22 protein-coding genes and 1 riboswitch are annotated in these 25,274 nt (G+C 67.3%); of the genes, 7 read left to right on the top strand and 15 right to left on the bottom strand.

From position 1 onward, the window contains the following. Positions 1–17: 17 nt before the first annotated feature. The 9 genes from ACIPRI_RS04390 to ACIPRI_RS04350 form a co-directional block, all read right to left on the bottom strand. Positions 18–452: a type IV pilin protein gene (locus ACIPRI_RS04390; protein WP_446588866.1), complete on the bottom strand. Its 435-nt coding sequence runs from the start codon at positions 450–452 to the stop codon at positions 18–20. Beyond that, positions 449–3,022 (bottom strand): pilus assembly protein, encoded by a 2,574-nt coding sequence (locus ACIPRI_RS04385; RefSeq protein WP_446588864.1) that lies wholly within the window; start codon positions 3,020–3,022, stop codon positions 449–451. The genes ACIPRI_RS04390 and ACIPRI_RS04385 overlap by 4 nt, the downstream gene beginning before the upstream one ends. After that, positions 3,019–3,723 (bottom strand): pilus assembly PilX family protein, encoded by a 705-nt coding sequence (locus ACIPRI_RS04380; protein ID WP_446588862.1) that lies wholly within the window; start codon positions 3,721–3,723, stop codon positions 3,019–3,021. The genes ACIPRI_RS04385 and ACIPRI_RS04380 overlap by 4 nt, the downstream gene beginning before the upstream one ends. A 3-nt stretch (positions 3,724–3,726) precedes the next feature. After that, positions 3,727–4,443, bottom strand: a complete 717-nt coding sequence (locus ACIPRI_RS04375; RefSeq protein ID WP_446588860.1) for a hypothetical protein — start codon at positions 4,441–4,443, stop codon at positions 3,727–3,729. Positions 4,444–4,480: 37 nt separating this feature from the next. Continuing rightward, the gene (pilV, locus tag ACIPRI_RS04370; RefSeq protein WP_446588858.1) at positions 4,481–5,002 is read right to left on the bottom strand and encodes a type IV pilus modification protein PilV; all 522 of its coding nucleotides are present in this window, start codon (positions 5,000–5,002) and stop codon (positions 4,481–4,483) included. Continuing rightward, positions 4,999–5,550 (bottom strand): GspH/FimT family protein, encoded by a 552-nt coding sequence (locus ACIPRI_RS04365; RefSeq protein WP_446588856.1) that lies wholly within the window; start codon positions 5,548–5,550, stop codon positions 4,999–5,001. Before ACIPRI_RS04365 ends, pilV begins: the two co-directional genes overlap by 4 nt. Positions 5,551–5,760: 210 nt before the next feature. Further along, positions 5,761–6,204, bottom strand: a complete 444-nt coding sequence (gene nrdR, locus ACIPRI_RS04360) for a transcriptional regulator NrdR (protein WP_446588854.1) — start codon at positions 6,202–6,204, stop codon at positions 5,761–5,763. A 16-nt stretch (positions 6,205–6,220) separates the two neighbouring features. Next, positions 6,221–7,465 (bottom strand): serine hydroxymethyltransferase, encoded by a 1,245-nt coding sequence (gene glyA, locus ACIPRI_RS04355; protein ID WP_446588852.1) that lies wholly within the window; start codon positions 7,463–7,465, stop codon positions 6,221–6,223. A 45-nt stretch (positions 7,466–7,510) separates the two neighbouring features. After that, positions 7,511–7,654, bottom strand: a riboswitch (ZMP/ZTP riboswitch). Positions 7,655–7,689: 35 nt separating this feature from the next. Further along, entirely contained in the window at positions 7,690–8,544 is an 855-nt protein-coding gene (locus ACIPRI_RS04350; protein WP_446588850.1) for a transglycosylase SLT domain-containing protein, read from the bottom strand. A 621-nt stretch (positions 8,545–9,165) separates the two neighbouring features. Between ACIPRI_RS04350 and ACIPRI_RS04345 the strand changes: the two genes are divergently transcribed. Together ACIPRI_RS04345 and ACIPRI_RS04340 are read left to right on the top strand one after the other, a co-directional pair. Continuing rightward, positions 9,166–12,942 (top strand): DUF748 domain-containing protein, encoded by a 3,777-nt coding sequence (locus ACIPRI_RS04345; protein ID WP_446588848.1) that lies wholly within the window; start codon positions 9,166–9,168, stop codon positions 12,940–12,942. Positions 12,943–13,032: 90 nt separating this feature from the next. Then, positions 13,033–15,828: a DUF349 domain-containing protein gene (locus ACIPRI_RS04340; protein ID WP_446588846.1), complete on the top strand. Its 2,796-nt coding sequence runs from the start codon at positions 13,033–13,035 to the stop codon at positions 15,826–15,828. 7 nt (positions 15,829–15,835) lie between these two features. Here the strand turns inward: ACIPRI_RS04340 and ACIPRI_RS04335 are convergent, their stop codons facing one another. The 5 genes from ACIPRI_RS04335 to ACIPRI_RS04315 form a co-directional block, all read right to left on the bottom strand. Further along, positions 15,836–16,633 carry a M90 family metallopeptidase gene (locus tag ACIPRI_RS04335; protein ID WP_446588844.1) on the bottom strand — a complete coding sequence of 266 codons (798 nt, stop codon included), beginning with the start codon at positions 16,631–16,633 and terminating at the stop codon, positions 15,836–15,838. Between the two features lies 1 nt (position 16,634). Further along, positions 16,635–17,414, bottom strand: a complete 780-nt coding sequence (locus ACIPRI_RS04330; protein WP_446588842.1) for a UDP-2,3-diacylglucosamine diphosphatase — start codon at positions 17,412–17,414, stop codon at positions 16,635–16,637. Positions 17,415–17,442: 28 nt separating this feature from the next. Then, positions 17,443–17,955, bottom strand: a complete 513-nt coding sequence (locus ACIPRI_RS04325) for a peptidylprolyl isomerase (protein ID WP_446588840.1) — start codon at positions 17,953–17,955, stop codon at positions 17,443–17,445. A 17-nt stretch (positions 17,956–17,972) separates the two neighbouring features. Continuing rightward, positions 17,973–18,545 carry a peptidylprolyl isomerase gene (locus ACIPRI_RS04320; RefSeq protein ID WP_446620378.1) on the bottom strand — a complete coding sequence of 191 codons (573 nt, stop codon included), beginning with the start codon at positions 18,543–18,545 and terminating at the stop codon, positions 17,973–17,975. 110 nt (positions 18,546–18,655) lie between these two features. Beyond that, on the bottom strand, positions 18,656–19,228 hold the full coding sequence (locus ACIPRI_RS04315; RefSeq protein WP_446588838.1) for a tetratricopeptide repeat protein: 573 nt from the start codon (positions 19,226–19,228) through the stop codon (positions 18,656–18,658). Between the two features lie 264 nt (positions 19,229–19,492). Between ACIPRI_RS04315 and cysS the strand changes: the two genes are divergently transcribed. The 3 genes from cysS to ACIPRI_RS04300 are packed head-to-tail and all read left to right on the top strand — an operon-like array spanning position 19,493 to position 22,545. Next, positions 19,493–20,884, top strand: coding sequence for a cysteine--tRNA ligase (gene cysS, locus ACIPRI_RS04310; protein WP_446588836.1), 1,392 nt, complete (start codon positions 19,493–19,495; stop codon positions 20,882–20,884). Next, on the top strand, positions 20,881–21,552 hold the full coding sequence (locus ACIPRI_RS04305) for a DNA-3-methyladenine glycosylase family protein (RefSeq protein ID WP_446588834.1): 672 nt from the start codon (positions 20,881–20,883) through the stop codon (positions 21,550–21,552). Before cysS ends, ACIPRI_RS04305 begins: the two co-directional genes overlap by 4 nt. Before the next feature lie 15 nt (positions 21,553–21,567). Then, complete coding sequence (locus tag ACIPRI_RS04300) at positions 21,568–22,545, top strand: acetyl-CoA carboxylase carboxyltransferase subunit alpha (protein ID WP_446588832.1); 978 nt, start codon at positions 21,568–21,570, stop codon at positions 22,543–22,545. 34 nt (positions 22,546–22,579) lie between these two features. Here ACIPRI_RS04300 and ACIPRI_RS04295 read toward each other — a convergent pair whose 3' ends face one another. Next, positions 22,580–22,864: a YkvA family protein gene (locus tag ACIPRI_RS04295; protein WP_446588830.1), complete on the bottom strand. Its 285-nt coding sequence runs from the start codon at positions 22,862–22,864 to the stop codon at positions 22,580–22,582. An 81-nt stretch (positions 22,865–22,945) separates the two neighbouring features. On the opposite strand from ACIPRI_RS04295, the gene tilS reads away from it, so the two are divergent. Together tilS and ACIPRI_RS04285 are read left to right on the top strand one after the other, a co-directional pair. Next, on the top strand, positions 22,946–23,941 hold the full coding sequence (tilS, locus tag ACIPRI_RS04290; protein ID WP_446588828.1) for a tRNA lysidine(34) synthetase TilS: 996 nt from the start codon (positions 22,946–22,948) through the stop codon (positions 23,939–23,941). A gap of 42 nt (positions 23,942–23,983) precedes the next feature. Continuing rightward, positions 23,984–25,252, top strand: a complete 1,269-nt coding sequence (locus ACIPRI_RS04285) for an aspartate kinase (RefSeq protein ID WP_446588826.1) — start codon at positions 23,984–23,986, stop codon at positions 25,250–25,252. Positions 25,253–25,274: the final 22 nt, after the last annotated feature.

Below are 25,274 nucleotides of genomic sequence, written 5' to 3'. Positions count from 1 at the left end.
GTGGGCCTGGCGCAGTCTCAGCGGTTCCAGCAGTCGCTCACCGCGGCCGTGTTGTTGACAAGGCCGCGCTCGCCGGTGCTGGTCAAGGTGAAGGTGCCGCACGGGTCCGTCGCTTGCCCGGCCTGGGGTGTCGCACGCAAGGTGAAGCGGGTGGCGGCCTCGGTGGCATCGGTCGGCGTCGTTCGGGCGATGCGGTAGCGGCCACCCGGCACCGTCGCCAGCGATTCCGGCAATGCCGCGTTGGGGTAGATGCCGGTGGCAGTGGCCTCGCGCTCCAGCCGATGCGCAGCCTGCAGCAGCCCGGTGCGCGCTTCGGCGCGGTGCGCGCGGCGCACGTAGCCGTCATAGGTTGGCAGCGCGACGGCGCTGAGGATGCCCAGCAGGGCCAGCACGATCAGCAATTCAAGAAGGCTGAAGCCGAAAAAAGGGTGGAGGCGTCGTTGCGTGTTCATTGGAGTTGGCGCCAGGACGGGCGTTTGGCGATGAATCCGAGGCGCCGGCGCGGCGGGCCTTCTGCGCTCTTTGCGTCGAAGCGAATGGCGCGCTCCTGGCCATGGCTCTTGAGCGGGACGCTGGGCTCGCCGTGAAGCTCGATGCGCGAGGCGCCGAAGCTGTTTCCCTCCTCGCCATAGAGCTGCGAGCGCGGCCGGGCGCCGTCCAGGGCTTGCAGGGTGTTGCGGAAGGCCCTGATGGCAGCTGGCTCGCAGGATTCGGGCGCATCCGGCCCTGCGTCGGCCGGCGGCGGCACCATGCTGGTCAGATCGATGAGCTTGCCCTCGAACCATTGGGGATGCGCGATGACGCGCTCGCCCGCCACCGGCAGATCCAGGAACCAGCCGCGCCTGGTTTCGCTGCCGGTGCCCGGCACGGGATGGTCGCTGGAGGTCCACAGCTGGCGACCGGCTGCAGCGCCCACCGGCGCCGGGTCGATCGCCTGTTGAACCAGGGCGCCGCGTCCCGCCGGCAGCGGCCCGGCTTCGGCCTGGTCACGAATACCGTAGAGCGTCTGGCTGCTGGTGTCGCGGCGGTCGACGTCGGTCAGCAGGCGGCCGGTGCCGAAGACCAGCATGCGTCCACCCTGGGGGTGTGGCAGCCAGACCGGCGTCACGCTGATCGGCTGGCGTTGACCATCGGCGTCCTGGGCGGTGAAGAGCGGACGGCCGTCAAAGGCGGGCTTCCATTCGGCGGCGTTGCGGCTGCCCAGATCGAAGCGCCAAAGCTGGCCGCGCAGGTCGCCGGCGTAAGCCAGGTCCGCCACCTGGTCGCCGTCGGTGTCGACCAGGCGCGGCGCCGACAGGCCGTTGCCGCCGGTCTGGCCCGCCGGAATCTTCAGCATTTCGCGCGCACCGTCGAGGTATTGGACGAGCAGCACAGCGCGCTGGTTGTCGCTGTTGTAGCCGTTGCCGATGACCAGGGCCCAGCGGCCATCGTTGAGCCGGGTGATCTGGCGCGTTTTTGTCGGCGCGCCGCGCTCGCGCACCGGCTCGGCAAAGAAGTGGCCGAGGTCCGGGTCGGCATCGGCGGTGCTGTCCAGCAGCACGAACTGCGCCGCCTGGTCTTCGGCCAGGGCCGCCGGATCGCTGACATCGAGCACGAAGTAGCCTTTGCCGCCGGCGCCCAGGAAGCCCGCCAGCAGCGTGCGGCGACGCCGAGGGCCATCGATCGTCTCGGCCGTGAAGGGCGAGCCGTCGACGTAGGGCTGGTGAACATATTGCGGCCGGGTCAGCAGGCCCAGGCGCGAGTACACACCCTGCGGAACATAGGCGAACTTCTCGACGCCGGTGTCGGCATCGAAGCCATGCAGCATGCCGCCGTTGCCGCCCAGGTAGAGCATCGCCGGGCGGGCGGGGCTGTCGCCCGATGCCGCGCGGCTGGCTGCGTACCAGAGCCCGGAGTTCACTGAATCGGCCTGGCGCGAGTCGCGGTCTCGAAAGGGGCCGCCCTGGGCCTGCTCTCGGGCGCGGTCGCCGCGCAGGTAGTGCAGGCGCTGCGGCCCCTGCACGTCGTCACTGTTCAATGCTTCCTGTTGCGACAGGGCCAGTTGATCCCAGCGGAATGCGATACCGCGCAAGATGGCGCCGCCGCCCTTGCTGGAAAAGATGACGCGCGTCTGCGGGTCGCGCTCGTCGAGCAGGCTGGCGCTGGTATGGGCCAGCGGCGAGCCCGCCTGCTGGCCCCAGGGCGAGGAGGCGCGGTCTGCTGCGTTCCCTGCCAGGGGCCGTGCCGCGACCTCGCCGCTCCAGCGGCTGGCCAGGTAGCGTGCTGCGAAGAGCAGGGCCGCGGGGTCGTGCGCTGCCTGGGTCGTTGCGGTGAGTGAGCCGATCGTGCTGATTGGCAGGGTCAGGCTCTGAGCCAGGATCGTGTCGAGCGCATCCCGGATGGCGCGGCTCGCCTCTTTGCCGTCGCCGATATTCGCCGGCTGAAGCAAAAGGGATTGCCAATCGGCCGGCGCACCGCCGCCGGACGTGGCCTTCATCGCATGCGTGGTGGCAAGCAACATGAAGGACTTGCGACAGCCCAACACCGGCTCCAGGCGCTCGGTTGGCGCTGCGGCACCGGCGCTGTGGACGCCCAGGCCTGGGCGCTGCAGATACGCCTGCGCCTGCTCGACGAGCGACTGGGGCGACACGCCGTCGCCCTCGATTGCCAGCGCGCGCAGACCTTCGGTGAAGGCCTCGAACTCGAGCCGGCGCGCATCGTCGAGCGCTTTCAGCGCGTTCCCGCCTCGGCACAGCGGGCCCGCGTCCGGCAGTGCCTCGCAGTGGCGGCTGGCCTGCCAAGCCAGGCGGATGCGGCCGCCCGGAAGTCGCTCTGCACCGAAGGCTTGGCGCAGTGCCGGCTGCAGGTCGGAAGTGGCGCCCTCATGCACGGCCACGAACACATTGGGAGCAGGCAGCCGCCCTCGCACCAACGCAGGCGCCGTGCTCAACACCAAAGGAGGCTCTGCCGGGCGTTCGGCTGAAGCGGTGCCTGCGCGCACCAGGCCCAGCGCGGCAAGGAACAAGAAGGCGCCCGTCTTCACGAGTCCACCTTCTTCAAGACGAACAGCGCCTGCAGCACCGCGCGGGTGGCTGGCTTGCGGCCTTCGGCCAGCACCGTGATGCGAAAGATGAAGGGATTGTCGGCGTCGGGCAGCAGCGCCTGGGCGCTTGGAGGTGCCGGCGCGCCGGTATTGAAGGGCAGCACGTCGACCCAGTACCAGCCCTTGGACATCAGCAGCGGGTTGCTGGCCTGCACCGAGGGCGCGCCGCTGAACTCGCCGTAGTGCGCCGCGCTGGCCTTCATCTTGTCGAGTTCGCGCTGGGGCTGGCGCCAGAACTCGGGAGCCACCTGCTCGGGCACGCAGATGCCTTGCACGCAAGAGGGCGCCTTCGATGCCAGCCAGGCACGCAGCGCTTCGAACTCGCCCAAGCCTTCCTGCGGATACCAGGGCTGGCCGCGCGTCAAGGCAGTCGCTCCGCGATTGCGGCAACTGCCCGCAAGTTCCGGCTCGCTGCGGCAGGGCGAGCCGTCGGGCCGGCGGCCCTGGATGTCGAGCTCGGCATCGCGCAGCAGGGCCTGGGCGTTGTCGAAGGCCCGCTGGTAGTCCGCTTCTGTGCCGGTGATCAGTTCGTTGAACCATGCGGTGCGCGCGGAACCGAGCACCAGCAGCGTGGCCAGCAGCACCATCGTCATCACGATCAGCAGCGTCGCGCCCTGTTGTTGCCGCGTACGAAGCTGCATGGCTCAGCGCCCTTCCTGCGTGCGCAGGCGAAACAGCTGGCGTGTCACCAGGTGCAGCCGCCCGCCGCCGGCGGCGCTTTGGCCGGTGCAGGCCGTGTAGCGGCCCTCGTAAGCGGCCGCGCGCTCATCGCCGTGCAAGTCCAGGCAGACCTCCAGTGCGATGACGGCGGGCCAGAGCCTGGCCTGCTCGACCTCGGCGGCGCGCAGGCTGCGAACCAGAAAACCCTGGCGCACCCGGTAGTGCAGCTTGAATGCGGTCACGCCGGCGACCAGTGGCTGGTTCTGGCCGGAGCTGCTTTTGCACTTCAGGCTGCCCTTGCCGTCGACCTGGAAACTGGCCTCCATGCGCTGGCCCGCCGCGATCTCCTGGCCCAGGCAGTCGCGGCGCTGGCTGGGCAGCAGAGGCGGTGCGAGCTGGGCCAGGCGCAAGGAGTCGTTGTCGCGGCCTTCTTCGCCATGGACGACGGCAGCACCTTCCATTTCATCGAATGTCGGCGACGTCGCAGCGAACCGGAAGGCGCCTTCGTCGGCCTGCAACGCGAGCGACCCCGCCGGCCGGGCCTGCAGCCCAAGCACGCGAAGCGCATGCGCGGCCTGTTGCTGCAACCGGCTCATCTCGCTGATCGCGCCAGCGGCGTCGCGCACCATCAGCAACGAAGCGATCGCCGCCGCGATGGCGATGGCGGCGATGGCCAGCCCGATCATCAGTTCGACCAGCATGGCGCCGGACTGCGACCTTGCTCGGCGGCGGCGAGGCTCAGGGCTGCACATGGCCAAAGTGGCAAAGCAGTCCGGCCGGGCAGGAAGTGCCAGGCACCGACAGCGCGACGGCATCGCCGCCCCTGGCGTGCCAGCCCACCGCGACGCCCAGCATCCGCCGTTGTGTATCGGGCGCGACGCTTGGCATGTCGAAGACCGCCGCATCGCCCAAGGGGAGGGCGCGGGCCACGCCTGCCTTCCAGTGCGCCAGATCCCACTGGGCGAGTTGGGAGGGGCTGCACCATTGCGCCTCGCAGTCGATGGCCGTTGTCGGCGCCGCGCCCCAATCGATGCGATAGCCGCCCAGCTCGGCAACGGCGCCAGGGTTGGATTGGATGCGCTCGGCCAGGTCGTCGATCAGCCGCAGCGCCTGGGCGCGGCGCAGGGCGCTCTCGGTGTCGGCCTGCGTGCGCAGCTGCACGAAGAGCATGCCCAGCAAGGCGCTGGCCAAAATCGCCAGCGCGATCAGCGACTCGAGCAGGGCCAGGCCTGCTTGCCGGCGTGCGTTCGAAGGCTTCATCCCGGGCATCGGTCCACGCCGGACCAGCTTTGCAGCCGGCCCCCGGACGACACGCAGATCACGCTCACCGCGTCGGCATCGGCGCGCGAACGCAGCACGAAGCCCAATGCGCCCAGGCCGTTGAACTGGCCCCAGGCATTGAGCTTGAAGGCGGCGCGCCGGGCTGTCTGGAACACCTCGATTCCCGGCGGTGGTTGGCCCACCTGCAGCAGTTCGTCAGCCGCGTCGCGCGCGCCGTCTTCGTCCTGGTCGGTGAAGATCTCCCAGCCGCAGCGCCATTGCGCGCCGTCTGAGCCGGCATCGCAGTCGGGTCGGCTGCCGTTGCGCGCCAGGGTGACGTGGCCGCCGCGCTTGAAGGCCTCCGCCCTGGCCGCATAGAGGCTGGACGTCAGCGCCTGGACGGCCGTGCGGACCTTCAGGCGTTCGGAGATGGCGGCAAAGCTGGGGGCGGCCAGGGCCGCGAGCACGGCAAGCACGCCGACGGCCACCAATGCCTCCAGAAGCACCAAGCCGCGCGCGTGGCGCGGCGCATGTGCAAGCCCTTGCATGCTGCTGTCTCCTCCCTGCCTTTGGACTTCATGCTAGTCCTAGCAAGGCGGCGCAGTCATGTGCCCGCCGGCCAGTCGGTGACGAATTGCCGACAAGCGGGGATCAGGTGCGAAATGAAACCTTCAAGAAGGAATGTCAGAAGCTGCGAATGAATTGGACGTGCGCGAGCAGGCTGTCTGAGCGTGCATGGCCGATTCGTTCACAGCTTCTCAGATGTCGCGCAACAACTGCCGGAACTCGTCGACGTCCTCGAAGCTGCGATACACCGAGGCAAAGCGCACATAAGCCACCTTGTCCAGGCGCTTGAGCTCGCGCATCACCAGTTCGCCCAGCTTGGTGGATTCGATCTCCCGCAAGCCGCTGGACAGCAGCTTCTGCTCGATGCGCAAGAGCGCGTTGTCGATCTGCTCGATGCTCACCGGGCGCTTGCGCAGCGCGAGCTGCATCGAGGCGCGCACCTTGCCGGCGTCGAAATCGGCACGTCGACCGTCCTTCTTCACGACCGCCGGAAAGGTGACTTCCGGCCGCTCGTAGGTGGTGAAACGCTTGTCACAGGCGCCGCACTGGCGGCGCCTGCGCACGAAGTCGCCGTCTTCCGAGATTCGGGTCTCGACGACCTGCGTGTCTGCGTGGCCGCAAAAAGGACACTTCATGCGGCGCTCTCGATGCTTATTTGTAGACCGGGAAGCGGCTGGTCAGGGCGTTGACCTTGGCGCGCACCGCTTCGATGTTGGCCGCGTCGCGCGGGTTGTCCAGCACGTCGGCAACCAGGTTGGCGGTGATGCGCGCCTCTTCGTCCTTGAAGCCGCGGGTGGTCATGGCGGGGGTGCCGATGCGCACGCCGCTGGTGACCATCGGCTTTTCCGGATCGTTCGGGATCGCGTTCTTGTTGATGGTCATGTGGGCGTCGCCCAGCACGGCCTCGGCTTCCTTGCCGGTGATGCCCTTGGCGCGCAGGTCGACCAGCATCACGTGGCTCTCGGTGCGGCCACTGACGATGCGCAGGCCGCGGCCGGTCAGCGTTTCGGCCACGATCTGGGCGTTCTTCACCACCTGCTGCTGATAGGCCTTGAACTCGGGCGTCATCGCTTCCTTGAACGCCACCGCCTTGGCGGCGATCACGTGCATCAGCGGGCCGCCTTGCAGGCCGGGGAAGATGGCGCTGTTGATCGCCTTCTCGTGCTGCGCCTTCATCAGGATGATGCCGCCGCGCGGGCCGCGCAGGCTCTTGTGGGTGGTGGAGGTCACCACGTCGGCATGCGGCACCGGGTTGGGGTACACGCCCGCGGCCACCAGGCCGGCGTAGTGGGCGATGTCGACCATGAAGATCGCGCCCACGTCCTTGGCCACCTTGGCGAAGCGCTCGAAGTCGATGCGCAGCGAATAGGCCGAGGCGCCGGCAATGATCAGCTTGGGACGGTGCTCGTGCGCCTTGCGCTCCATCGCGTCATAGTCGATGGCTTCGTTCGCGTCCAGGCCGTAGCTCACCACGTTGAACCACTTGCCGCTCATGTTCAGCGGCATGCCGTGCGTCAGGTGGCCGCCTTCGGCCAGGCTCATGCCCATGATGGTGTCGCCCGGCTTCAGGAAGGCCAGCATCACCGCCTCGTTGGCGGAGGCGCCGCAATGCGGCTGCACGTTGGCGGCATCGGCGCCGAAGAGGGTCTTGATGCGGTCGATGGCCAGCTGCTCGACCACGTCGACGTGCTCGCAGCCGCCGTAGTAGCGCTTGCCCGGATAGCCTTCGGCGTACTTGTTGGTGAGCTGGCTGCCCTGGGCGGCCATCACGGCGGGCGAGGCGTAGTTCTCGCTGGCGATCAGCTCGATGTGGTGTTCCTGGCGAGCGTGCTCGGCCTGGATGGCGGCCCAGACTTCAGGATCGGTCTCGTTGACCAGGATGTTGCGTTGGTACATGGCAGTCCTATTGAAAGGCGATGGTCCCTGTCTTCACTTGCAAACAAGGGCTGCCCAGGCGAACGGCTGATCGCCCGTCTTTTTCAATCGAACGGGCGGTACGCTTCCCAGTGGTGTGCCCCACGTCAGCGCAAGCGTTCCGGCGAGTTTCGCGGAGCGCGGCGCCTATCGCCAGTCGCGTACGGGCTCGAGTTTATCCGAGCTCGGCAATGCCGGCGCCCCGATCAGGAATCGGCGGCGAGCAGTGCGACCTTCTGGCCGCCCTCGGCGCGGGGCTTGGCGTCGGTGGTGGTGGAAGCGGGAATCGGTTGGGTCGGCTGCGGCGCGCGCAGGACCGGCGGCGCGGTCGGCACGTTGCGGCCACCCGCCACCTGGCGCAGGCGCTCGTGCTCGGCCAGCACCTTGGCGGCGTAGCCGCCGTCATCGGGCAGGTTGGCCGCGCCCACGTAGTAGCGCAGCCCACCCTCGACGGAGCCGGCGCGGGAGATGCATTCCATCAGCACCTTGACGCCCACCCGCATGTTGGTCACCGGGTCGAAAGCGGTGAGGGTGCCGCCGGCCGGCTCGTACTTGTCGCCGTGCACGCGCGTCATGACCTGCATCAGGCCTTGCGCGCCCACATGGCTTTGGGCAAAGGGGTTGAAGCTGGATTCCACCGCCACGATCGCCAGGATCAGGGTCGGGTCGAGCTTGGTGCGCTTGCCCAGGTCATAGGCCTCGGCCACCAGCACGCTCAGCGGCTCGGCCGCCACACGGTATTTCTTGCTCAGCCAGTAGGCCACCGCGGCCTGCGGCTTGGGCAGCTCGTGCGGGCTGGCGGCCGTGGTGCGCTCGATGGCGGTCGGCTCCAGGTCGACGGCCGGGGCTTCGGGCACCGGGCGGCGAGACTGCAGCCAGCTCATCAGCTGCTCTTCGCCGGACTGGCGCAGGTCAGGACGTGCCACCAGCGCGAGCGCAGCAAACACGATGGCCAGGCCGAGCAGGGCAAAGCCGTTGTGGGTGATTTCGAAAAAGCCGTCAGCCACGTCGGACAAGATGGTCCGTACCCCTTGGGCGGTGGCCGATAACGCCTGTTTCATCGCACTTCCTTTCTTATGCGGCACCCGATGTGCGTTGCCGCGGGATACGGGGCAAATGAAACGGGGCGGCGCGCGGATTGGTACTAATCAGGTCCGCGCGAAGAAGGGGTGGGAGCGCGGCCGCCTGATATTCAAGCTTGTAAACAATAAGTTCACGAAGCGGCGGATTCAAGAAGCCCGGTGCAGATTGGCACGTCAGGGCAGCGCGGATTCTAGGAGGGCCTAAATACCGGGTCAAGAATAAGAAGATTGTAGTTCATTACGAAAAGTGTATTGGTCAAGGCGCTCGAAGACCCTCGAAGGCCGACGAAATCGACCGCAAAAACCCCATTGAAAATCCGATTTGCATTGGGTGCCGGACGCGCCTAACCTTGGAATGCCTGAGTCTTTCAGGTGTCCGCCAAGGCTCGGTAGCCAGGGAATCCTCATCCCTCGGCTCGAAGGCCAAGGCCCAAGCGGTAGCAATCTCTTGCTACCAGCACGAACGGAACGATCCACTTCTGTTCGAGCGAAAAGATGGCATGAGCCTGGGGCTCGCCATCGGGCCCGGTTGCAAGACGTCACGTCGTGCGGCCGGGCTTTCTTCTTTTCGTGACCCAAATTGCGGCACACTCGCCGGCGATGAACGCTGTCTCACTGAAAAATAACAAGTGGGTGCGACGTGCTGTCGTTGCCCTGGCGGTTCTTCTGACGCTCTGGGCCATCGCCTGGGCCGCGGTGCCGCCCATCCTGAAAAGCCAGGCACAGAAGATCGCCGGCGAGAAGCTCGGGCGCCAGGTGACGATCGGCAAGGTCGACTTCAAGCCCTGGTCCCTGGAGCTGGCAGTCGACGACCTGCGCATTGCCAGCGCCGACGGCAGCCATTCGCAGCTGGACGTCGGCCGCGTATACGTGGATGCCGAGCTGCAGTCGATCCTGCGGCTGGCGCCGGTGATCGACGCGGTGTCGGTCGAGCGTCCCAAGGTCAAGGTCGTGCGCAACAAGGACGGCAGCTACGACTTCCAGGACATCCTGAAGCGCCTGGCCAGCGAGCCCGAGAAGCCCAAGGGCGATCCGGCACGCTTTGCCATCTACAACATCCAGGTATCGGGCGGCGAGGTCGATTTCGACGACCAGGCCATCGGTCCCAAGCACGAGCTGCGCAATCTGACACTGGGCGTGCCATTTCTGAGCAGCTTTGCCTCGCAGCGCGAGGTCAAGGTCGAGCCCAAGCTGTCTTTCACGCTCAATGGCAGCCCATTCGATTCGAGCGCCCAGGCGACTCCCTTTGCGGAAAAGCGGGCAGGCGGCGGACGGCTGCACTTCACCGGCCTGGATCTGAAGCCCTTTCTCAGCTACGCCCCGCCCGACCAGCTGGCCAAGGTGGCCGGCGGCAGCCTGGACGCCGACCTGCAGGTGGACTTCCAGCAGGGCGAGGCCGAGGGCCTGCGCATCACCGGGGTGGTGGAGTTTCATGACACCAAGGTGGTGGACGCCCGAGACAAGGACCTCTTGTCCTTCCAATCGCTCAAGGTGGCGCTGGCCAACGTGCGGCCGCTGGAGGGCATCGTCCACCTGAGCGAGGTCACGCTGCAGGCGCCGCAACTGGGCATCCTGCGCAACGCCCAGGGCCGGCTCAACCTGCAGCCAGCCGATCCGGCCGAGAGCGCTGGCAAGCCGGCGCCGGTTTCGCGGCCGGGGATCGAGGCGGCCAAGGGGGCAGCCAAGAAAGAGGCCTGGACGGTGCAGGTCGACAAGGTCGGGTTGCATGCCGGAAAGGTGGCCTGGCGCGACGAGAAGATCGCGCCAGCGGCGGCGATCGAACTGAGCGCACTGGAACTGGACGTCCAGGGCGTGCGCTGGCCAATGGACAAGGCCGCTCGCTTCAGTGGCGGGGCTTCCTTGGGCGGCGGCTCGATCAAGTTCAAGGGCGAAGGCACCGACAAGGTGGCCAAGGTCGAGACTGAAGTCGGCGCCTTGCCGCTGTCGATCGCCTCGGCCTATCTGGCGCAGAGCCTGGAGCCGGCCCTGGACGGCAAGCTGAGCGGCAAGATCGAAGTGGACTGGAACAAGCCCGCCCTGCAACTCAACGCGCACCGCGTGGCGGCCGATGGGCTGGCCCTGACCCAGGGCAAGACTTCCCTGGCCAGCGTTGGCCGCTTCGAGTTGACCGAGGCCAAGGCCGACCTGACCAAGCACACGCTGGCCATCGGCAGCTTCACCGCCACCGAGCCCAAGATCCGGGTGGAGCGCGACAGCGAGAAGCGCTGGATGTTCGAGCGCTGGCTCAAGACCGGTGCGCCGCAGAATGGCGGCGGTTCGGTGGCCAAGCCGACCGCGCCCAAGCCGGCCGCAGCGTCGGCGCCAGACGACAACTCCGCGCCCTGGACGCTCAGCATCGGCAACCTGGCCATCGACGGCGGCGTGGTGAACTATGCCGACAAGGCGAACGAGAAGACGCCGGTCGAAGTCGAGTTCAACCAGCTCAACCTGAAGATGCAGCAGGTCTCGCCCGGCAACACCAAGGCGTCCCCGATCGAGGCGTCCGGGCGCATCGTCTCGGGCCGGCGGGCTGACCCGGGCCGCTTCTCCTACAAGGGAAAGATCGCGCTGAAGCCGATGTCCACCGAGGGGCGTGCCGAACTGACTTCGCTGCCGGTGCATGCCTTCAAGGCCTACTTTGCCGACCAGGCGCCCAACGTCGACCTGCGCCGCTTCTATTTGAGCTATCGGGGCAGCGTGCAGTACGCGGCCGATTCGGCGGGCCCCAAGGTCGGCCTGGCCGGAGACACCTCCATGGAGGACGTCCGGGTCAACAGCGCGCTGCTGGCCCAGGCCAGCGGGGCACGCTCGGAGGCGCGCGGCGCCAGCCGGCTGCTCAGCTGGAAGTCGCTCACCCTGCGCGGCGTCAAGTTCGACATGGTGCCCAAGAAGCCGTTCTCGCTGGACGTGCGCGAGACTTCGCTCACCGACCTGTTCGCCCGGCTGGTGATCGACGAGACCGGCACGCTGCACCTGCAGGACCTGGCCAGCCGCCAGCCGGTGGACGTCGGCAAGCCGGCCGCCACCGACGCGCAAGGCAAGCCGGCCGCCGAGCCGGCCAAGACTCGGGAGAAGCTGATCGGCAAGGACACCGTCACCCAGTCGGCCCAACCCGTCACGCCGCCGCGCGATTCGGCAGCGCCTGCCGCGCCGGCCGATACCGGTCCCAAGCCGGTCATCAATTTCGGGCCGATCGCCCTGGTCAACGCCCGCATCGACTTCAACGACCACTTCATCAAGCCCAACTACTCGGCCGACCTGAGCGAGCTGACCGGCAAGCTCAGCGCCTTCTCATCCCAGCCGGTCGACGGCAAGGCGGTACTGGCCGACCTGGAGCTGCGCGGCAAGGCCCAGCAGACGGCAGCGCTGGAGATCGCCGGCAAGCTCAACCCGCTGGTGAAGCCGCTCGAGCTGGACATCACGGCCAAGATGCGCGATCTGGAGCTGGCGCCGCTGTCGCCCTATTCGGGGCGCTACGTCGGCTACGGCATCGAGCGCGGCAAGATGAGCGTCGACCTCAATTACAAGGTGGCGCCGGATGGCCGCCTCACCGCCACCAACAAGCTGGTGCTCAACCAGCTCACGTTCAGCGAAGAGCAGGTGCCGGGCGCCGAGCGCACCCTGCCGGTCAAGCTGGCGATGGCCTTGCTGTCCGACCGCAACGGGGTGGTGGACATCGATTTGCCGCTGTCCGGCTCGATCAACGATCCGCAATTCAGCCTGGCGCCGCTGATCTGGAAGGGCATCGTCAACCTGATCGTCAAGGCGGTGACTTCGCCGCTCAATCTGCTCACGGGCGGGGGAGGCGGCGGCAGTGGCTCGGGCGAGTCGAACACCATCGCCTTCGACGCCGGCAGCTCGGACCTCACGGCGACGGCCAAGGAGAGCCTGGACAAGGTGGCCAAGGCGCTGACCGACCGGCCCACTTTGCGCATGACCGTGGTCGGCACCGCCAGCCTGGACAAGGAGCGCAGCGCCTACCAGCGCCAGCGCGTGCGCGACCAGGCGCAGGCCGAGAAGCGCCGCGAGGCGGTGCGCGCCGGCAAGGAGGCCTCGGAAGTCGCACCGATGACCGACGCCGAATATCCGCAACTGCTCAGCGCCGTCTACAAGCGGGCCGACATCAGCAAGCCGCGCAACATGGTGGGGCTGGCCAAGGACCTGCCCGTGAAGGACATGGAAGACCTGCTGATGACCAGCGTCACGGTGAACGACGAGTCGATCCGCCAGCTGGCGGTGCAGCGCGGCGTGGTGGTACGCGACTACCTGCTCGAGCAGAAATTGCCGGGCGAACGCCTGTTCCTGGGCGCCGTGCAGACCAAGGCGGATGGCGACAAATGGCAGCCAGGCGCGGAGTTGAAACTCGACGCGCATTGAGCCGGGGCGGCGCGTCGGTCAAAATGGAGGGCTGCGCCGGAAATTCCGGCGCCTTTGCTTTCGAACAAAAGACCCCAAATTCAACGCGCTGTGACTTCAACTTCTTCCAAGCCCCACGACATCCAGGCTCTCGACGCGCTCACCGGCGGCGCCTTCACCGCGCCGACTGCCGGCGAGCGCGCCCAGCGCGTGCGCGACTGGCTGGCGGCGAGTCCCGCCGCCGAGCAGCTGCAGGAGGTCTTCAAGGAGCTGAGCAGCCGCGACAAGGGCGCCGCGCGCCTGGTGCGCGAAAAGCTCGATGAACTGCGCCGCGCCCGCGACCAGGCTTCCATTGCGGCCGAATGGGAGCAGAAGGCCCGCGGCTTGCTGGAACAGCCCAAGCTCAACATCGCCGATGCCCTGGCCTGGCAGCGCGACGCGGCCAAGGCCGGCGCGCCGCTGTCGCGCGAGCCGCTGGCCAGCGTCAAGACGCTGCTGGCCGATCGCGTAAAGGGCATCGAAGACTTGCAACACCGCGCCCAGGTCCATCGCGAGGCGGCCGTGCTGTTGGCGCAGCGCTTCGAGGTGCTGTCCACCAAGAGCTGGCAGGACGCGCAGGCCGCCGGCGATTCGCTGGCCGCCGATGTCGAAAGCTGGAAGCAGCAGGCCGCCGAAATCGCGTCCGACACCAACTGGAACAGCCTCGATGCGCGTTTCGCACCCCAGCTGGAGGCTTCCAAGGCCCAGCTGGTGGTGGTGTCCGACGCCTTCCAGGCCGCGTTGGCGCAGGCCGTGGCCGCCGCCGCCGATCCGGCGGCGCCGCTGCCGCCGGTGCCGGTTTGGGCCGATGAGCTGCGCGCCGCGCGTGGCTTGCCGCCTGAAGCGGCCAGCCCGGCCGCCGCTGCCACTGCCAAGCCAGCCAAGCCTGCCGCGCCCAGGGCACCCAAGGTCGATCCGGCCGTGCGTGCCGTCGCCGTCGAGGCGGTGAAGGCCGCGCTGGCCAAGCTCGAGCAGGAAACCGCCGAGGGCCATGGCAAGGCCAGCGCCGGCGCCGCCGCCGCCCTGCGCGCCGTGCTGAAAGAGCATGGCCGCCTGATCGAGCAGCCGCTGGAAGGCCAGGTGCATGCCGCCCTGATCGCCGCCGGCGAGCTGGAGGGCTGGCAGCGCTGGAGCGCAGACAAGGTGCGCGAAGAGCTGGTCGCCAAGGCCGAAGCCCTCCTCAAGCGTCCCGAGGGCCAGGCCCTGGGCGGGCGCAAGATGCAGGAAAGCCTGCGCAACCTGCGTGAGCAATGGAAGAAGGCCGACCAGGGTGGCGTGCCCAACCATGCCCTGTGGAAGCGTTTCGACGAAGCCTGCAACGAGGCGCACAAGGTGGTGGAAGCCTGGCTCGAGAAGGTGCGCGCCGACGCCGCCGAGCACCGCGCCCACCGCCTGGCCCTGATCGAAGAGGTCAAGGCCTGGGCTGCCGAGCATGCCGCCGATACCGACCTGAAGGCGCACAACCGTGCGCTGCACCAGTTTGCCGACCGCTGGCGCGATGCCGGCCATGTGGGCGAGAAAATCTTTGCCGAACTGCAGGCGCAATGGGCCGAGGCCTTCGGCGCCGCACGCGCACCCATCGAGACCGCGCAGAGGGCCAGCATCGAGCGCCGCCAGGCACTGATCGCCGAGGCCGTGGCGCTGGGCTCGGCGCCGCAGCTGCGCGTCGACGCGGTGAAGGCGCTGCAGCAGCGCTGGCAGGTCGAAGCGCAAAGCGTGCCGCTGGATCGTCGCCAGGAACAAAAGCTGTGGGACGCCTTCCGCGCCCCGATCGACGAAGCCTTCAACCGCAAGTCGGCCGAACGCGAGAAGGCCAGTGCCACGATGAGCGAGCACGACCGCTACGTGCTGGTCGCCTCCAAGGCGCTGGAAGCCGCCAATGCCGGCGGCGACGCGCAAAAGATCCGCGCTGCCATGGCCGATCTCGAAGCCGCGCTGCGCGGCGAGTTCAAGCCGGCCCCTGCCGACGGCCCCAACGTCGGAGCGACCGAAGTCGTGGCGCCCGGCCAGGCTGCCGCCGAATTTGCCGAGAGTGCCGATCTCAGCGGTGCGCCGTCCGAAGGCGGCGGCGAGAACACCGCCGAGCCCGCATCGGCAGATGCGCAGGCGGCGAACGATTTGACGGCACCCGCCGACGGCGCCGATGCTTCGGCGCGCACCGATGCGCAAGCTGCCGCGCCGGCCCCGGCCCCTGCGCCCAGGAAACCCGTGGTCGCCGTACGCGGCGACGATCGGCCTGGCGCAAAAAGGGCCGAACCGATGTCAGCCGGCCGTCCAGGCCGGCCCGGCGATCGGCGCGATGGCCGTGATTCACGCGGCCCGCGTCCGGACGCGCGCGGCAACGATCGGGGCAATGATCGGGGAGGCCGTTTCGGCGATCGCCCTGACCGTCCCGAGCGCGGCCCGCGCCTGGGCGATGCCGCCTTCCGTGCCCAGCGCGAAGCCATCGACCATGCACAGCTGGCCCTGCGCAAGCTGGCCGCGCAAGCGCATGGCGAAGCGCTCACCCAACTGATCGGCGCCTGGGAAAAGCGCGACGCCGCGCAACTGCCCAGCGTGCAGGAGCTGGGCCGCGCGGTGACGCCGGCGGTGCGGGGCACCTGGCAGCAGTCCTTGGGCGCGGCGCCCAGCAGCAACGACGCCGCGGCCGAATCGCTGCTGCGCCTCGAAATGGCGGCGGAAGTGCCGACGCCGGCCGAGCAGCTGGATGCACGCCGTGCGCTGCAGCTCAAGCTGCTGACGCGCCGCGGCGACCCAGCGCCGGACCAGACCTGGGGCCAGGACGTGGGCAAGGTGCTGGCGTCCGCGCACGATTCGGCGGCGGCGCGCCGCCTGCAGTCGGCGCTCAAGGCGCTGCTGCGCAAGTAATTGCGCGTCAGCTGCTGCGCGACTTCAGAAAGAACGCGTCGAAGAGCCGCAGCAATGCCGGCTCTTCCAGCGCGAACTGCGCACGGTTGACGAAATAGGCCTCGCAGGCCACTGCGAAGAACTCGGAAATCGATTCCGCGCCGTAGTCGTCGAGCCAGGGCGCTTCGCCGCCGAAGCGCTCGGCCACGATGATCTTCTCGCGAAAAGCCTGGTAGGCCGGCTCCATCACCGCGAACCAGGCCGCCTTGGCGGCGCGCGCGCTGGTGCAGCCGGCAAAGCCGGTGGGCAGGGGCGGGCAGCCGTTGGCGCTGCCATCGCGCATGTCGATCTTGTGGGCGAATTCATGGATCACCACGTTGTAGCCCACGTCGGTGCTCACGCTGCTGGCCAGCACGTCCTGCCAGCTGAGCATCACCGGGCCGCGGTCCATGGCTTCGCCGGCCACGACTTCTTCGTATTCGTGCACCACGCCGGCCTCGTCCATCACCTTGCGCGGCGCTACCGCTTCGGCCTTGTGCACCACCACGCCGACGAAATCGTCGTACCAGTTCATGCCGCCTCGCAGATGCAGGATGGGCAGCACGGCCTGGGCCGCGATGCAAAGCGCCACCTCGTCGGAAATGACGAAGCCGTGCGCGCCGTGGAATTCCTTGCCCTGCAAGAACTGCGCGGCCAGCAGGCGAAGCCGCTCGATATCTGCCGGCGAACGTTCGGTGGCGAGAAAGGGGTAGCGCGCAAGCGTCGCGCGCCAAGCCGTGTCGGGGATGGAGGGCAGAGGGCGCAGCTTGCGCAGCCAGCCGAACATTTCAGCGCAGGTCGACGCGCTTGGCGCCGCTGGCCGACAGGCACAGCACCTGGGCGCGTGGCGGATGCGCATCCACGTCCCAGTCGCTCAGCACGATGCGTTGCAGGCCATTGCCCAGGTCGTGCACGCGGGGGCGGTGCGTGTGGCCGTGGATCAGCGTGTGGGCATGGGCCTGCGTGAGCCACGCGCGCGCGGCGGGGGCGTCGACGTCGGCCCAGACCATGTCCGGTTCACGCTGGCGCGCCTCGCTCTGACTGCGAACCGAGCGGGCCAGCGCGCGCCTCTGCTCCAAGGGCTGGGCCAGCACCGCCTGCTGCCAGGCTTGCGTGCGCACCTGTGCGCGAAAACGCTGGTACTCGGTGTCTTCCAGGCACAGCGCATCGCCGTGGCTCAGGAGCCAGCGTTGATTCATGAAGACCAGCACCGTCGGGTCGTCGAGCAAGGTGATGCCGGCCTGCGCGGCAAAGGCGGTGCCGACCAGGAAGTCGCGGTTGCCGTGCATGAAAAAGATCGGCCGATGCGCCGCCGCCTCGTGCAGCAGGGCAGCGCACTGCGCCTCGAAGCCGGGCAGGGCGGCGGCATCGTCGCCCACCCACACTTCGAACAGGTCGCCCAGGATGAACAGGGCGTCGGCCGGCGTGGTCTGCAGGTAGCCGCGCCAGGCTTCCACCGTGGCGGGCCGTTCGGCCTGCAAGTGCAGGTCCGAGATGATGTCGACCGTGTGCCAGCCCTCGGGCGCCACGAGCTCCTGGAATGGTTGGGGCGCTTGCTGCGAACTCATTTCAGGAAGCGGCGGGCGCCATCGGTGCTCACTCGGAGATGACGACGGCCTTGTCGATCACCACATCTTCCAGCGGCACGTCGTCGTGGAAGCCCTTGCGGCCGGTCTTCACGCCTTCGATCTTGTCGACCACGTCGGTGCCCGAGATCACCTTGCCGAACACCGTATAGCCCCAGCCCTGGGCGGTGGGCGCGGTGTGGTTCAAAAAGCCGTTGTTGGCCACGTTGATGAAGAACTGCGCCGTGGCAGAGTGCGGTGCGTTGGTGCGCGCCATGGCGACGGTGTACTTGTCGTTCTTCAGGCCGTTGTTGGCCTCGTTCTCGATCTGCGCGTCGGTCGGCTTTTGCGCCATGCCGACTTCGAAGCCGCCGCCCTGAGCCATGAAGCCGGGGATCACGCGGTGGAAGACCGTGCCGTCGTAGAAGCCCTTTTTCGCGTAGGCGAGGAAGTTGGCAACGGTCTTGGGCGCCTTGTCGCCATCCAACTCGAGCGTGACGACGCCCTGGTTGCGGATGTGCAGTTCGACTTGGGGTTTGCTCATGTTGTGGCTCCTTGTGGTTACTTCGCCAAGGTGGCGGATTGAATGATGACGGGGGCGAGCGGCACGTTCTGCATGCCGCCCTTGTTGCCGGTAGGGACGGCGCGGATCTTGTCGATCACGTCCTGGCCGGCCACCACCTTGCCGAACACGGTATAGCCGTAGCCGTCGGGGTTGGGGGCATTGAGCATGTCGTTGTTCTTCACGTTGATGAAGAACTGCGAGGTGGCCGAGTTCGGATTGCCGGTGCGCGCCATGGCAATGGTGTAGGTGTCGTTTTTCAGGCCGTTGCTGGCTTCCAGAGGAATCGCATCGCGGGTGGGCTTTTGCGCCAGGTCGGCGGTGTAGCCGCCACCCTGGATCATGAACCCGTCAATCACGCGGTGGAAGACCGTGCCGTCGTAGTGCTTGTCCTTCACGTACGTGAGGAAGTTCTGCACCGTCTTGGGCGCCTTGTCGGGTGCCAGCTCGACCACGATGTCGCCGGCGGAGGTGGCCAGCTTGACGCGCGGCGCGGCCGCAGTGGGCGATTGCAATTGTGCGAAGGCGCTTGCGCTGCCAAGCAGCAGGCTGCAGGAGAGGGCCAGCGCCATGCGGCGCGCAAGGACGGGAGTGTTCAGGGCCAAAGCGTCTCTTTCTGAAACAAGGTTGGACAAAAAGCGGGGCAAAGGGGCGCTGCAAAAGCGCCGCCTGGCGCAGGAGCCTAGCGTACCGGCGACGTCCCGGCCGCCGGGGCGCTGGTGGTGTCCGCCCCGGTGCTGGCAGCGCCCTTGGCCGACGGCTTGACGGCCGGCTTGGGCAGGAACACCTCGCGCAGCAGCGCCAGCTTGGGCGCCGCGGTCGCGTTGCCCTTTTCGAGTTGCTGCGCGCGTCCGTAGGACTGGGCCGCCAGCCGCACATAGACATCGCCCAGGTTCTCGTGCGCCGTGGCGTAGCCGGGGTTGAGCTTGATGGCGGTTTCCAGGGCGTCGCGCGCCTTGCCGAACTGGCTTTGCGCGGCGTACAGGGCGGCCAGGTTGTTGTAGGGCTCGGGCAGCTCGGGGAATTCTTGCGTCAGCGCCACGAAGGCGCTGGTGGCCTCGGCTTGCTTGCCCTGCTCGGTGAGGATCACGCCGCGCAGAAAGCGCATCTGCGGATCGCGCGGCTTGCCGGCGATGTAGGTGTCGGCCTTGGTCAGCGCCTCATCGGTGCGGCCTTGCCGCAGCAGCGCGTTGACGTCCGCGTATTGGTCGGCGCGGGCGTTGCCGGCAAGACACAGAAAAACGACGGCGAGCAATGCCGCGAGGACGAAAGATCGGGGGAGGATGCGTGGAACTGCGACCTGCTGCATGAAGCCTCGGGAGTGGGAGTCGGGTTTCGCGGCAAGGCTCGAAACAACCGAAATGCGCACGGCACAGGCCGTTTATACTGCGGGGCATTGTAGCCGAGGGGGTTGCTGACACTCCCTCTTGCCACACCTCCCCTTTCCTGAAATAAAGCGTGCTTCGCCTGCTGCATCTGTCGTGCGCGGGCGCCTAAAAAGCGACGCCTTTCGAACCCCATGAGTTTGCGCATCTACAACACGCTCTCGCGTGAGCTGGAGATTTTTTTGCCGTTGAGGCCGGGCGAAGTCCGCATGTACGTGTGCGGCATGACCGTGTACGACTACTGTCACCTGGGCCATGCGCGCTCGATGATCGCCTTCGACGTCGTGCAGCGCTGGCTCAAGGCCAGCGGCTATCGCGTGAACTACGTGCGCAACATCACCGACGTGGACGACAAGATCATCAAGCGCGCGGTGGAGAACGGCGAGAGCATCCGCAGCCTGACCAACCGCATGATCGACGCGCTGCACGAGGACGCCGATGCGCTTCGCATCGAGCGCCCCACGCACGAGCCGCGCGCCACCGAGTACGTGCCGCAGATGCTGTCGATGATCGCCACGCTCGAGGGCAAGGGCCTGGCCTATCGTTCGTCAAATGGCGACGTGAACTACGCGGTGCGCAAGTTCCCCGGCTACGGCAAGCTGTCGGGCAAGACGCTGGACGAACTGCATGCCGGCGAGCGCGTGGCCGTGCTGGAAGGCAAGGACGATCCGCTCGACCCGGTGCTGTGGAAGAGCGCCAAGGCCGATGAGCCGGCCGAGGTGAAGTGGCCCAGCGAATTCGGTCCGGGCCGCCCGGGCTGGCACATCGAGTGCTCCGCCATGGCCTGCGAGTTGCTAGGTGAGACGCTGGACATTCACGCCGGCGGCGCAGACTTGCAGTTTCCCCATCACGAAAACGAAATCGCCCAGAGCGAAGGCGCACATGGCAAGCCGCTGGCGCGCGTGTGGATGCACAACGGCTTCATCAACATCGACGACGAGAAGATGTCCAAGAGCCTGGGCAACTTCTTCCTCATTCGCGATGTGTTGAAAGTCTTCGACGCCGAGACCATCCGCTTCTTCGTGCTGCGCGCGCACTACCGCAGCCCGCTGAACTACAGCGACGTGCACCTGCAGGATGCGCGCGCTTCGCTCAAGCGCCTGTACACGGCGCTGCAGCGGGTGCAGCCGGCGCCCGTGCCGTCGATCGACTGGAGCGAGCCCCATGCTGCCCGCTTCAAGGCGGCAATGAACGAAGACTTCGGCACGCCCGAAGCCGTTGCCGTGCTGTTCGAACTGGCCGGCGATATCAATCGCGCCACCCGCGATGAAGAAGCCGCGCAACTTGCCGGCCTGATGCGTGCCTTGGGCGGCACGCTCGGCATTCTTCAGGACGCGCCCGAAGCCTTCCTGCGCGCCGGTGCCAGTCTGGACGAGGCGACCATCCTGGCATTGATCGAGCAGCGCGCGCAGGCCAAGGCCGCCAAGAACTTTGCCGAGGCCGACCGCATCCGCAAGGATCTCCTGGCGCAGGGCATCGAGCTCAAGGACTCGCCCTCGGGCACCACTTGGACGGTTGTCAAATGAACGCGGCCACCAGCAAGACGACCGCCTCGAAGAGCCCGCCGATCAAGATCTTCACGCCCGACTACTGGGACGATGCCTGCAAGCACCTGGCCAAGAAGGACCGGGTCATGAAGCGCCTCATTCCGCAGTTCGGCGACGCCTGCCTGGAGTCGCGCGGCGACGCCTTCACCACCCTGGCGCGCAGCATCGTGGGCCAGCAGATTTCGGTGAAAGCGGCGCAATCGGTGTGGGACCGCTTTGCCGATCTGCCCCGGCGCCTGACGCCGGGCAACGTGCTCAAGCTCAAGGTGGACGACATGCGCGCCGCCGGCTTGTCGGCGCGCAAGGTCGAGTACCTGGTGGACCTGGCGCTGCACTTCGACAATGGCACCGTGCACGTCGACGCCTGGAAGGACATGGACGACGAGCAGATCATTGCCGAGCTGGTGGCGATCCGCGGCATCGGCCGCTGGACGGCCGAGATGTTCCTCATGTTCCACCTGATGCGCCCCAACATCCTGCCGTTGGATGACGTGGGGCTCATCAACGGCATCAGCCACAACTATTTTTCCGGCGACCCCGTCAGCCGCAGCGATGCCCGCGAGGTCGCCGTGGCCTGGGCACCTTTTTGCAGCGTGGCGACTTGGTATATTTGGCGATCGCTCGAACCGGTGCCGGTTGCGTACTAATTACAGGAGAAGACGTTGGCGAAACGAACCTTCCTCGACTTTGAGCAGCCCATTGCGGAGCTCGAATCAAAAATCGAAGAACTGCGCTATGTGCAGACCGAATCGGCGGTCGACATCTCGGAAGAAATCGATCAGCTGAGCAAGAAGAGCCTTCAGCTCACCAAGGACATCTACAGCGATCTGTCGCCCTGGCGGATCACGAAGATTGCGCGCCATCCGGAGCGTCCGTACACGCTCGACTACGTGAACGAGATCTTCACCGATTTCGTCGAGCTGCACGGCGACCGTCATTTCTCGGACGACCTGTCGATCGTCGGCGGCCTGGCGCGCTTCAACGGCACGCCCTGCATGGTGCTCGGCCATCAGAAGGGCCGCGACACCAAGGAGCGCACCGCCCGCAACTTCGGCATGAGCAAGCCCGAGGGCTACCGCAAGGCGCTGCGCCTGATGAAGACGGCCGAGAAGTTCAAGCTGCCGGTCTTCACCTTCGTCGACACGCCCGGTGCCTATCCGGGCATCGACGCGGAGGAGCGCGGCCAGTCCGAGGCCATCGGCCGCAACATCTTCGAGATGGCGCAGCTCGAGGTGCCGATCATCGTCACCATCATCGGGGAGGGCGGCTCCGGCGGCGCGCTGGCCATTTCGGTGGGCGACCAGGTGGTGATGCTGCAGTACTCCATCTACTCGGTGATCAGCCCGGAAGGCTGCGCTTCCATTCTCTGGAAGACCAGCGACAAGGCGCAGGAAGCGGCCGATGCGCTGGGCATCACGGCGCACCGCCTGAAGGCGCTGGGCCTGATCGACAAGATCGTGAACGAGCCGGTGGGCGGCGCGCACCGCGATCACCGCCAGATGGCGGTCTTCCTCAAGCGCGCCCTGGGCGATGCCTATCGCCAGGTGAGCGACCTGAAGCCGCGCGAACTGCTGGAGCGCCGCTACGAGCGCCTGCAGAGCTACGGCCGCTTCTCGGACACCCGGGCCGACACGAAGTAAAAAGGGGACCTCGGTCCCTTTTTCATTTTTTTCCTCAGCGCGCGCTGCGCCGTGCGACGCGTTCCTTCAGCGCCGCATGCAGCTCGCTCGGCATCCATCGGGCCGCCAGGCGCAGCAGCAGCACGGCCACCACGCCGTCGTCGATCCAGCCCAGCACCGGCAGCAGGTCGGACACCAGATCCAGCGGGCTCAGCACATAGAGCCCGGCCGCCAGGATCGCCAGCTTGGACGCGCCCGGCGTGCCCGGATTGCGCAGCATGGCCCAGGCCAGCGCCAACTCCTTGCGCAGCGAGAACCACAAGGTGCCCAGTTTCCACATGAATCGACTCCTTCGGCGCGCAGCGCCAACACCGCACAATGCGCGCATGCATTCTGCTGCCCGCCACCGCCCCCAAACGCCATGCCATTCATGCCGGCATGGGAAAACATCGTGACCCCCGTCGAGCATGCCGTTGCGGCCTTCGAGCCCGGCCTGCCGCTGGCCGTGGGCTTCAGCGGCGGCGCGGATTCCACCGCGCTGCTGCTGGCTTGCGCCCGGCGCTGGCCGGGTCAGGTTCATGCCTTTCATGTGCATCACGGTCTGCAGGTCGCTGCGGATGGCTTCGAGCAGCACTGCCGCGCCTTCTGCGACCAGCTTTCCGTGCCGCTGGCGGTGCGGCGCGTGGACGCGCGCCACGCCAGCGGCGAAAGCCCTGAAGACGCGGCGCGGCGTGCCCGCTATGCCTCCTTCGTGGAGCTGGCGCGCGAGACGGGCGTTGCCGTCAAGGACGTGGCCCTGGCCCACCATGCCGACGATCAGGTCGAGACCATCCTGCTGGCGCTCTCGCGCGGGGCCGGCCTGTCGGGTCTGTCGGCCATGCCGGCGCTGGCGCGGCGCGAGGGCCTGATCTATCACCGGCCCTTCCTGCAGCTGGGTGGCAACGAGATTCGCGCCTGGCTGCGCGCCCAGGGCGTGACCTGGATCGATGACCCGAGCAACGGCGACGCGCGCTACACGCGCAACCGCATTCGCGGCACGGTGCTGCCGGCGCTGGAGCAGGTCTTTCCGCAGTTTCGCGGCACCTTTGCCCGCTCGGCCAGCCACGCCGCGCAGGCGCAGGCGCTGCTGGTGGAACTGGCCGAGCAGGACCTGGCCACCGTCGGCGCGCCACCCGCCATTGCGGCGCTGCAGGGCTTGTCGCGTGCGCGCCAGGCCAACGTGCTGCGCCACTGGCTGCTGCGCATGCACCGCTGCACGCCCAGCAGCGCGCAGCTGGAAGAACTGCTGGGCCAGGTGGACGCCTGCCGCACGCGCGGCCACCGGGTGCACATCAAGGTGGGCACCGGCTTCGTCGATCGGGTGGGGGCCGTGCTCGATTGGTACAATGTCGCGCCCTCGGCGAAGCCTTCGCGCTGACCGCTGTAGGCGCGCTGCCCCCTTTCTCCAAGACACTCACCCATGGCATTGATCGTTCATAAATACGGCGGTACGTCGATGGGCTCGACCGAGCGCATCCGCAATGTCGCCAAACGCGTGGCCAAGTGGCACCGTGCCGGCCACCAGATGGTGGTGGTTCCCAGTGCCATGAGCGGCGAGACCAATCGCCTCTTGGGCCTGGCCAAGGAACTGGCGCCCAGCAAGCCGGACCCCGCATACGGCCGCGAGCTCGACATGCTGGCCTCCACCGGCGAGCAGGCCTCGTCGGCGCTGCTGGCCATTGCGCTGCAGGCCGAAGGCGTCGAGTCCGTCAGCTACGCCGGCTGGCAGGTGCAGGTGAAAACCGACAACAGCTATACCAAGGCGCGCATCGAGAGCATCGACGACGAGCGCGTGCGCGCCGACCTCGAGGCGGGCAAGGTCGTCGTGATCACCGGCTTCCAGGGCGTGGACGAAAGCGGCAACATCACCACCTTGGGCCGCGGCGGCAGCGACACCTCGGCGGTGGCCGTGGCGGCCGCCATGCGCGCCGACGAGTGCCTGATCTTCACCGACGTCGACGGCGTCTACACCACCGACCCGCGGGTCGAACCCGACGCGCGTCGCATGAAGACCGTGAGCTTCGAAGAGATGCTGGAAATGGCCAGCCTGGGCTCCAAGGTGCTGCAGATCCGCTCGGTGGAATTCGCCGGCAAGTACAAGGTGCCGCTGCGCGTGCTGTCCAGCTTCACGCCCTGGGACATCGACATCAACGAAGAAGCCGCATCCGGCACGCTGATCACTTTCGAGGAAGACGAAAACATGGAACAAGCCGTCGTATCGGGCATCGCGTTCAACCGCGACGAAGCCAAGATCTCGGTGCTGGGCGTGCCTGACAAGCCCGGCATCGCCTACCAAATCCTGGGCGCCGTGGCCGACGCCAACATCGAAGTCGATGTGATCATCCAGAACCTGAGTAAGGACGGCAAGACCGACTTCAGCTTCACGGTACATCGCAACGACTACAGCAAGACCGTGGACCTGCTCAAGACCAAGGTGCTGCCGGTCCTGGGCGCCGCGATCGTCGAAGGCGACGCCAAGATCTGCAAGGTCAGCATCGTGGGCATCGGCATGCGCAGCCACGTCGGCGTGGCCAGCAAGATGTTCCGCGTGCTGAGCGAAGAGGGCATCAACATCCAGATGATTTCCACCAGCGAGATCAAGACCTCGGTCGTGATCGACGAGAAGTACATGGAACTGGCCGTGCGCGCACTGCACAAAGCCTTTGATCTGGACCAGGTGGCCGCCTAAGATGGTGGCATAATTGCAGACT

The organism is Variovorax sp. LARHSF232 (assembly GCF_052871435.1).
This window is presented reverse-complemented; position numbering and strand designations above follow the sequence as displayed.

What these genes read in the sequence shown, in the direction of transcription:
- ACIPRI_RS04375 (WP_446588860.1), bottom strand. Translation starts at nt 4,443, where the DNA reads ATGCTGGTCGAACTGATGATCGGGCTGGCCATCGCCGCCATCGCCATC.
- ACIPRI_RS04285 (WP_446588826.1), top strand. Translation starts at nt 23,984, where the DNA reads ATGGCATTGATCGTTCATAAATACGGCGGTACGTCGATGGGCTCGACC.
- ACIPRI_RS04380 (WP_446588862.1), bottom strand. Translation starts at nt 3,723, where the DNA reads ATGCAGCTTCGTACGCGGCAACAACAGGGCGCGACGCTGCTGATCGTG.
- cysS (WP_446588836.1), top strand. Translation starts at nt 19,493, where the DNA reads ATGAGTTTGCGCATCTACAACACGCTCTCGCGTGAGCTGGAGATTTTT.
- pilV (WP_446588858.1), bottom strand. Translation starts at nt 5,002, where the DNA reads ATGAAGCCTTCGAACGCACGCCGGCAAGCAGGCCTGGCCCTGCTCGAG.
- ACIPRI_RS04335 (WP_446588844.1), bottom strand. Translation starts at nt 16,633, where the DNA reads ATGTTCGGCTGGCTGCGCAAGCTGCGCCCTCTGCCCTCCATCCCCGAC.
- ACIPRI_RS04365 (WP_446588856.1), bottom strand. Translation starts at nt 5,550, where the DNA reads ATGCAAGGGCTTGCACATGCGCCGCGCCACGCGCGCGGCTTGGTGCTT.
- ACIPRI_RS04325 (WP_446588840.1), bottom strand. Translation starts at nt 17,955, where the DNA reads ATGAGCAAACCCCAAGTCGAACTGCACATCCGCAACCAGGGCGTCGTC.
- ACIPRI_RS04390 (WP_446588866.1), bottom strand. Translation starts at nt 452, where the DNA reads ATGAACACGCAACGACGCCTCCACCCTTTTTTCGGCTTCAGCCTTCTT.
- nrdR (WP_446588854.1), bottom strand. Translation starts at nt 6,204, where the DNA reads ATGAAGTGTCCTTTTTGCGGCCACGCAGACACGCAGGTCGTCGAGACC.
- ACIPRI_RS04305 (WP_446588834.1), top strand. Translation starts at nt 20,881, where the DNA reads ATGAACGCGGCCACCAGCAAGACGACCGCCTCGAAGAGCCCGCCGATC.
- ACIPRI_RS04295 (WP_446588830.1), bottom strand. Translation starts at nt 22,864, where the DNA reads ATGTGGAAACTGGGCACCTTGTGGTTCTCGCTGCGCAAGGAGTTGGCG.
- ACIPRI_RS04350 (WP_446588850.1), bottom strand. Translation starts at nt 8,544, where the DNA reads ATGAAACAGGCGTTATCGGCCACCGCCCAAGGGGTACGGACCATCTTG.
- glyA (WP_446588852.1), bottom strand. Translation starts at nt 7,465, where the DNA reads ATGTACCAACGCAACATCCTGGTCAACGAGACCGATCCTGAAGTCTGG.
- tilS (WP_446588828.1), top strand. Translation starts at nt 22,946, where the DNA reads ATGCCATTCATGCCGGCATGGGAAAACATCGTGACCCCCGTCGAGCAT.
- ACIPRI_RS04330 (WP_446588842.1), bottom strand. Translation starts at nt 17,414, where the DNA reads ATGAGTTCGCAGCAAGCGCCCCAACCATTCCAGGAGCTCGTGGCGCCC.
- ACIPRI_RS04320 (WP_446620378.1), bottom strand. Translation starts at nt 18,545, where the DNA reads ATGGCGCTGGCCCTCTCCTGCAGCCTGCTGCTTGGCAGCGCAAGCGCC.
- ACIPRI_RS04345 (WP_446588848.1), top strand. Translation starts at nt 9,166, where the DNA reads ATGAACGCTGTCTCACTGAAAAATAACAAGTGGGTGCGACGTGCTGTC.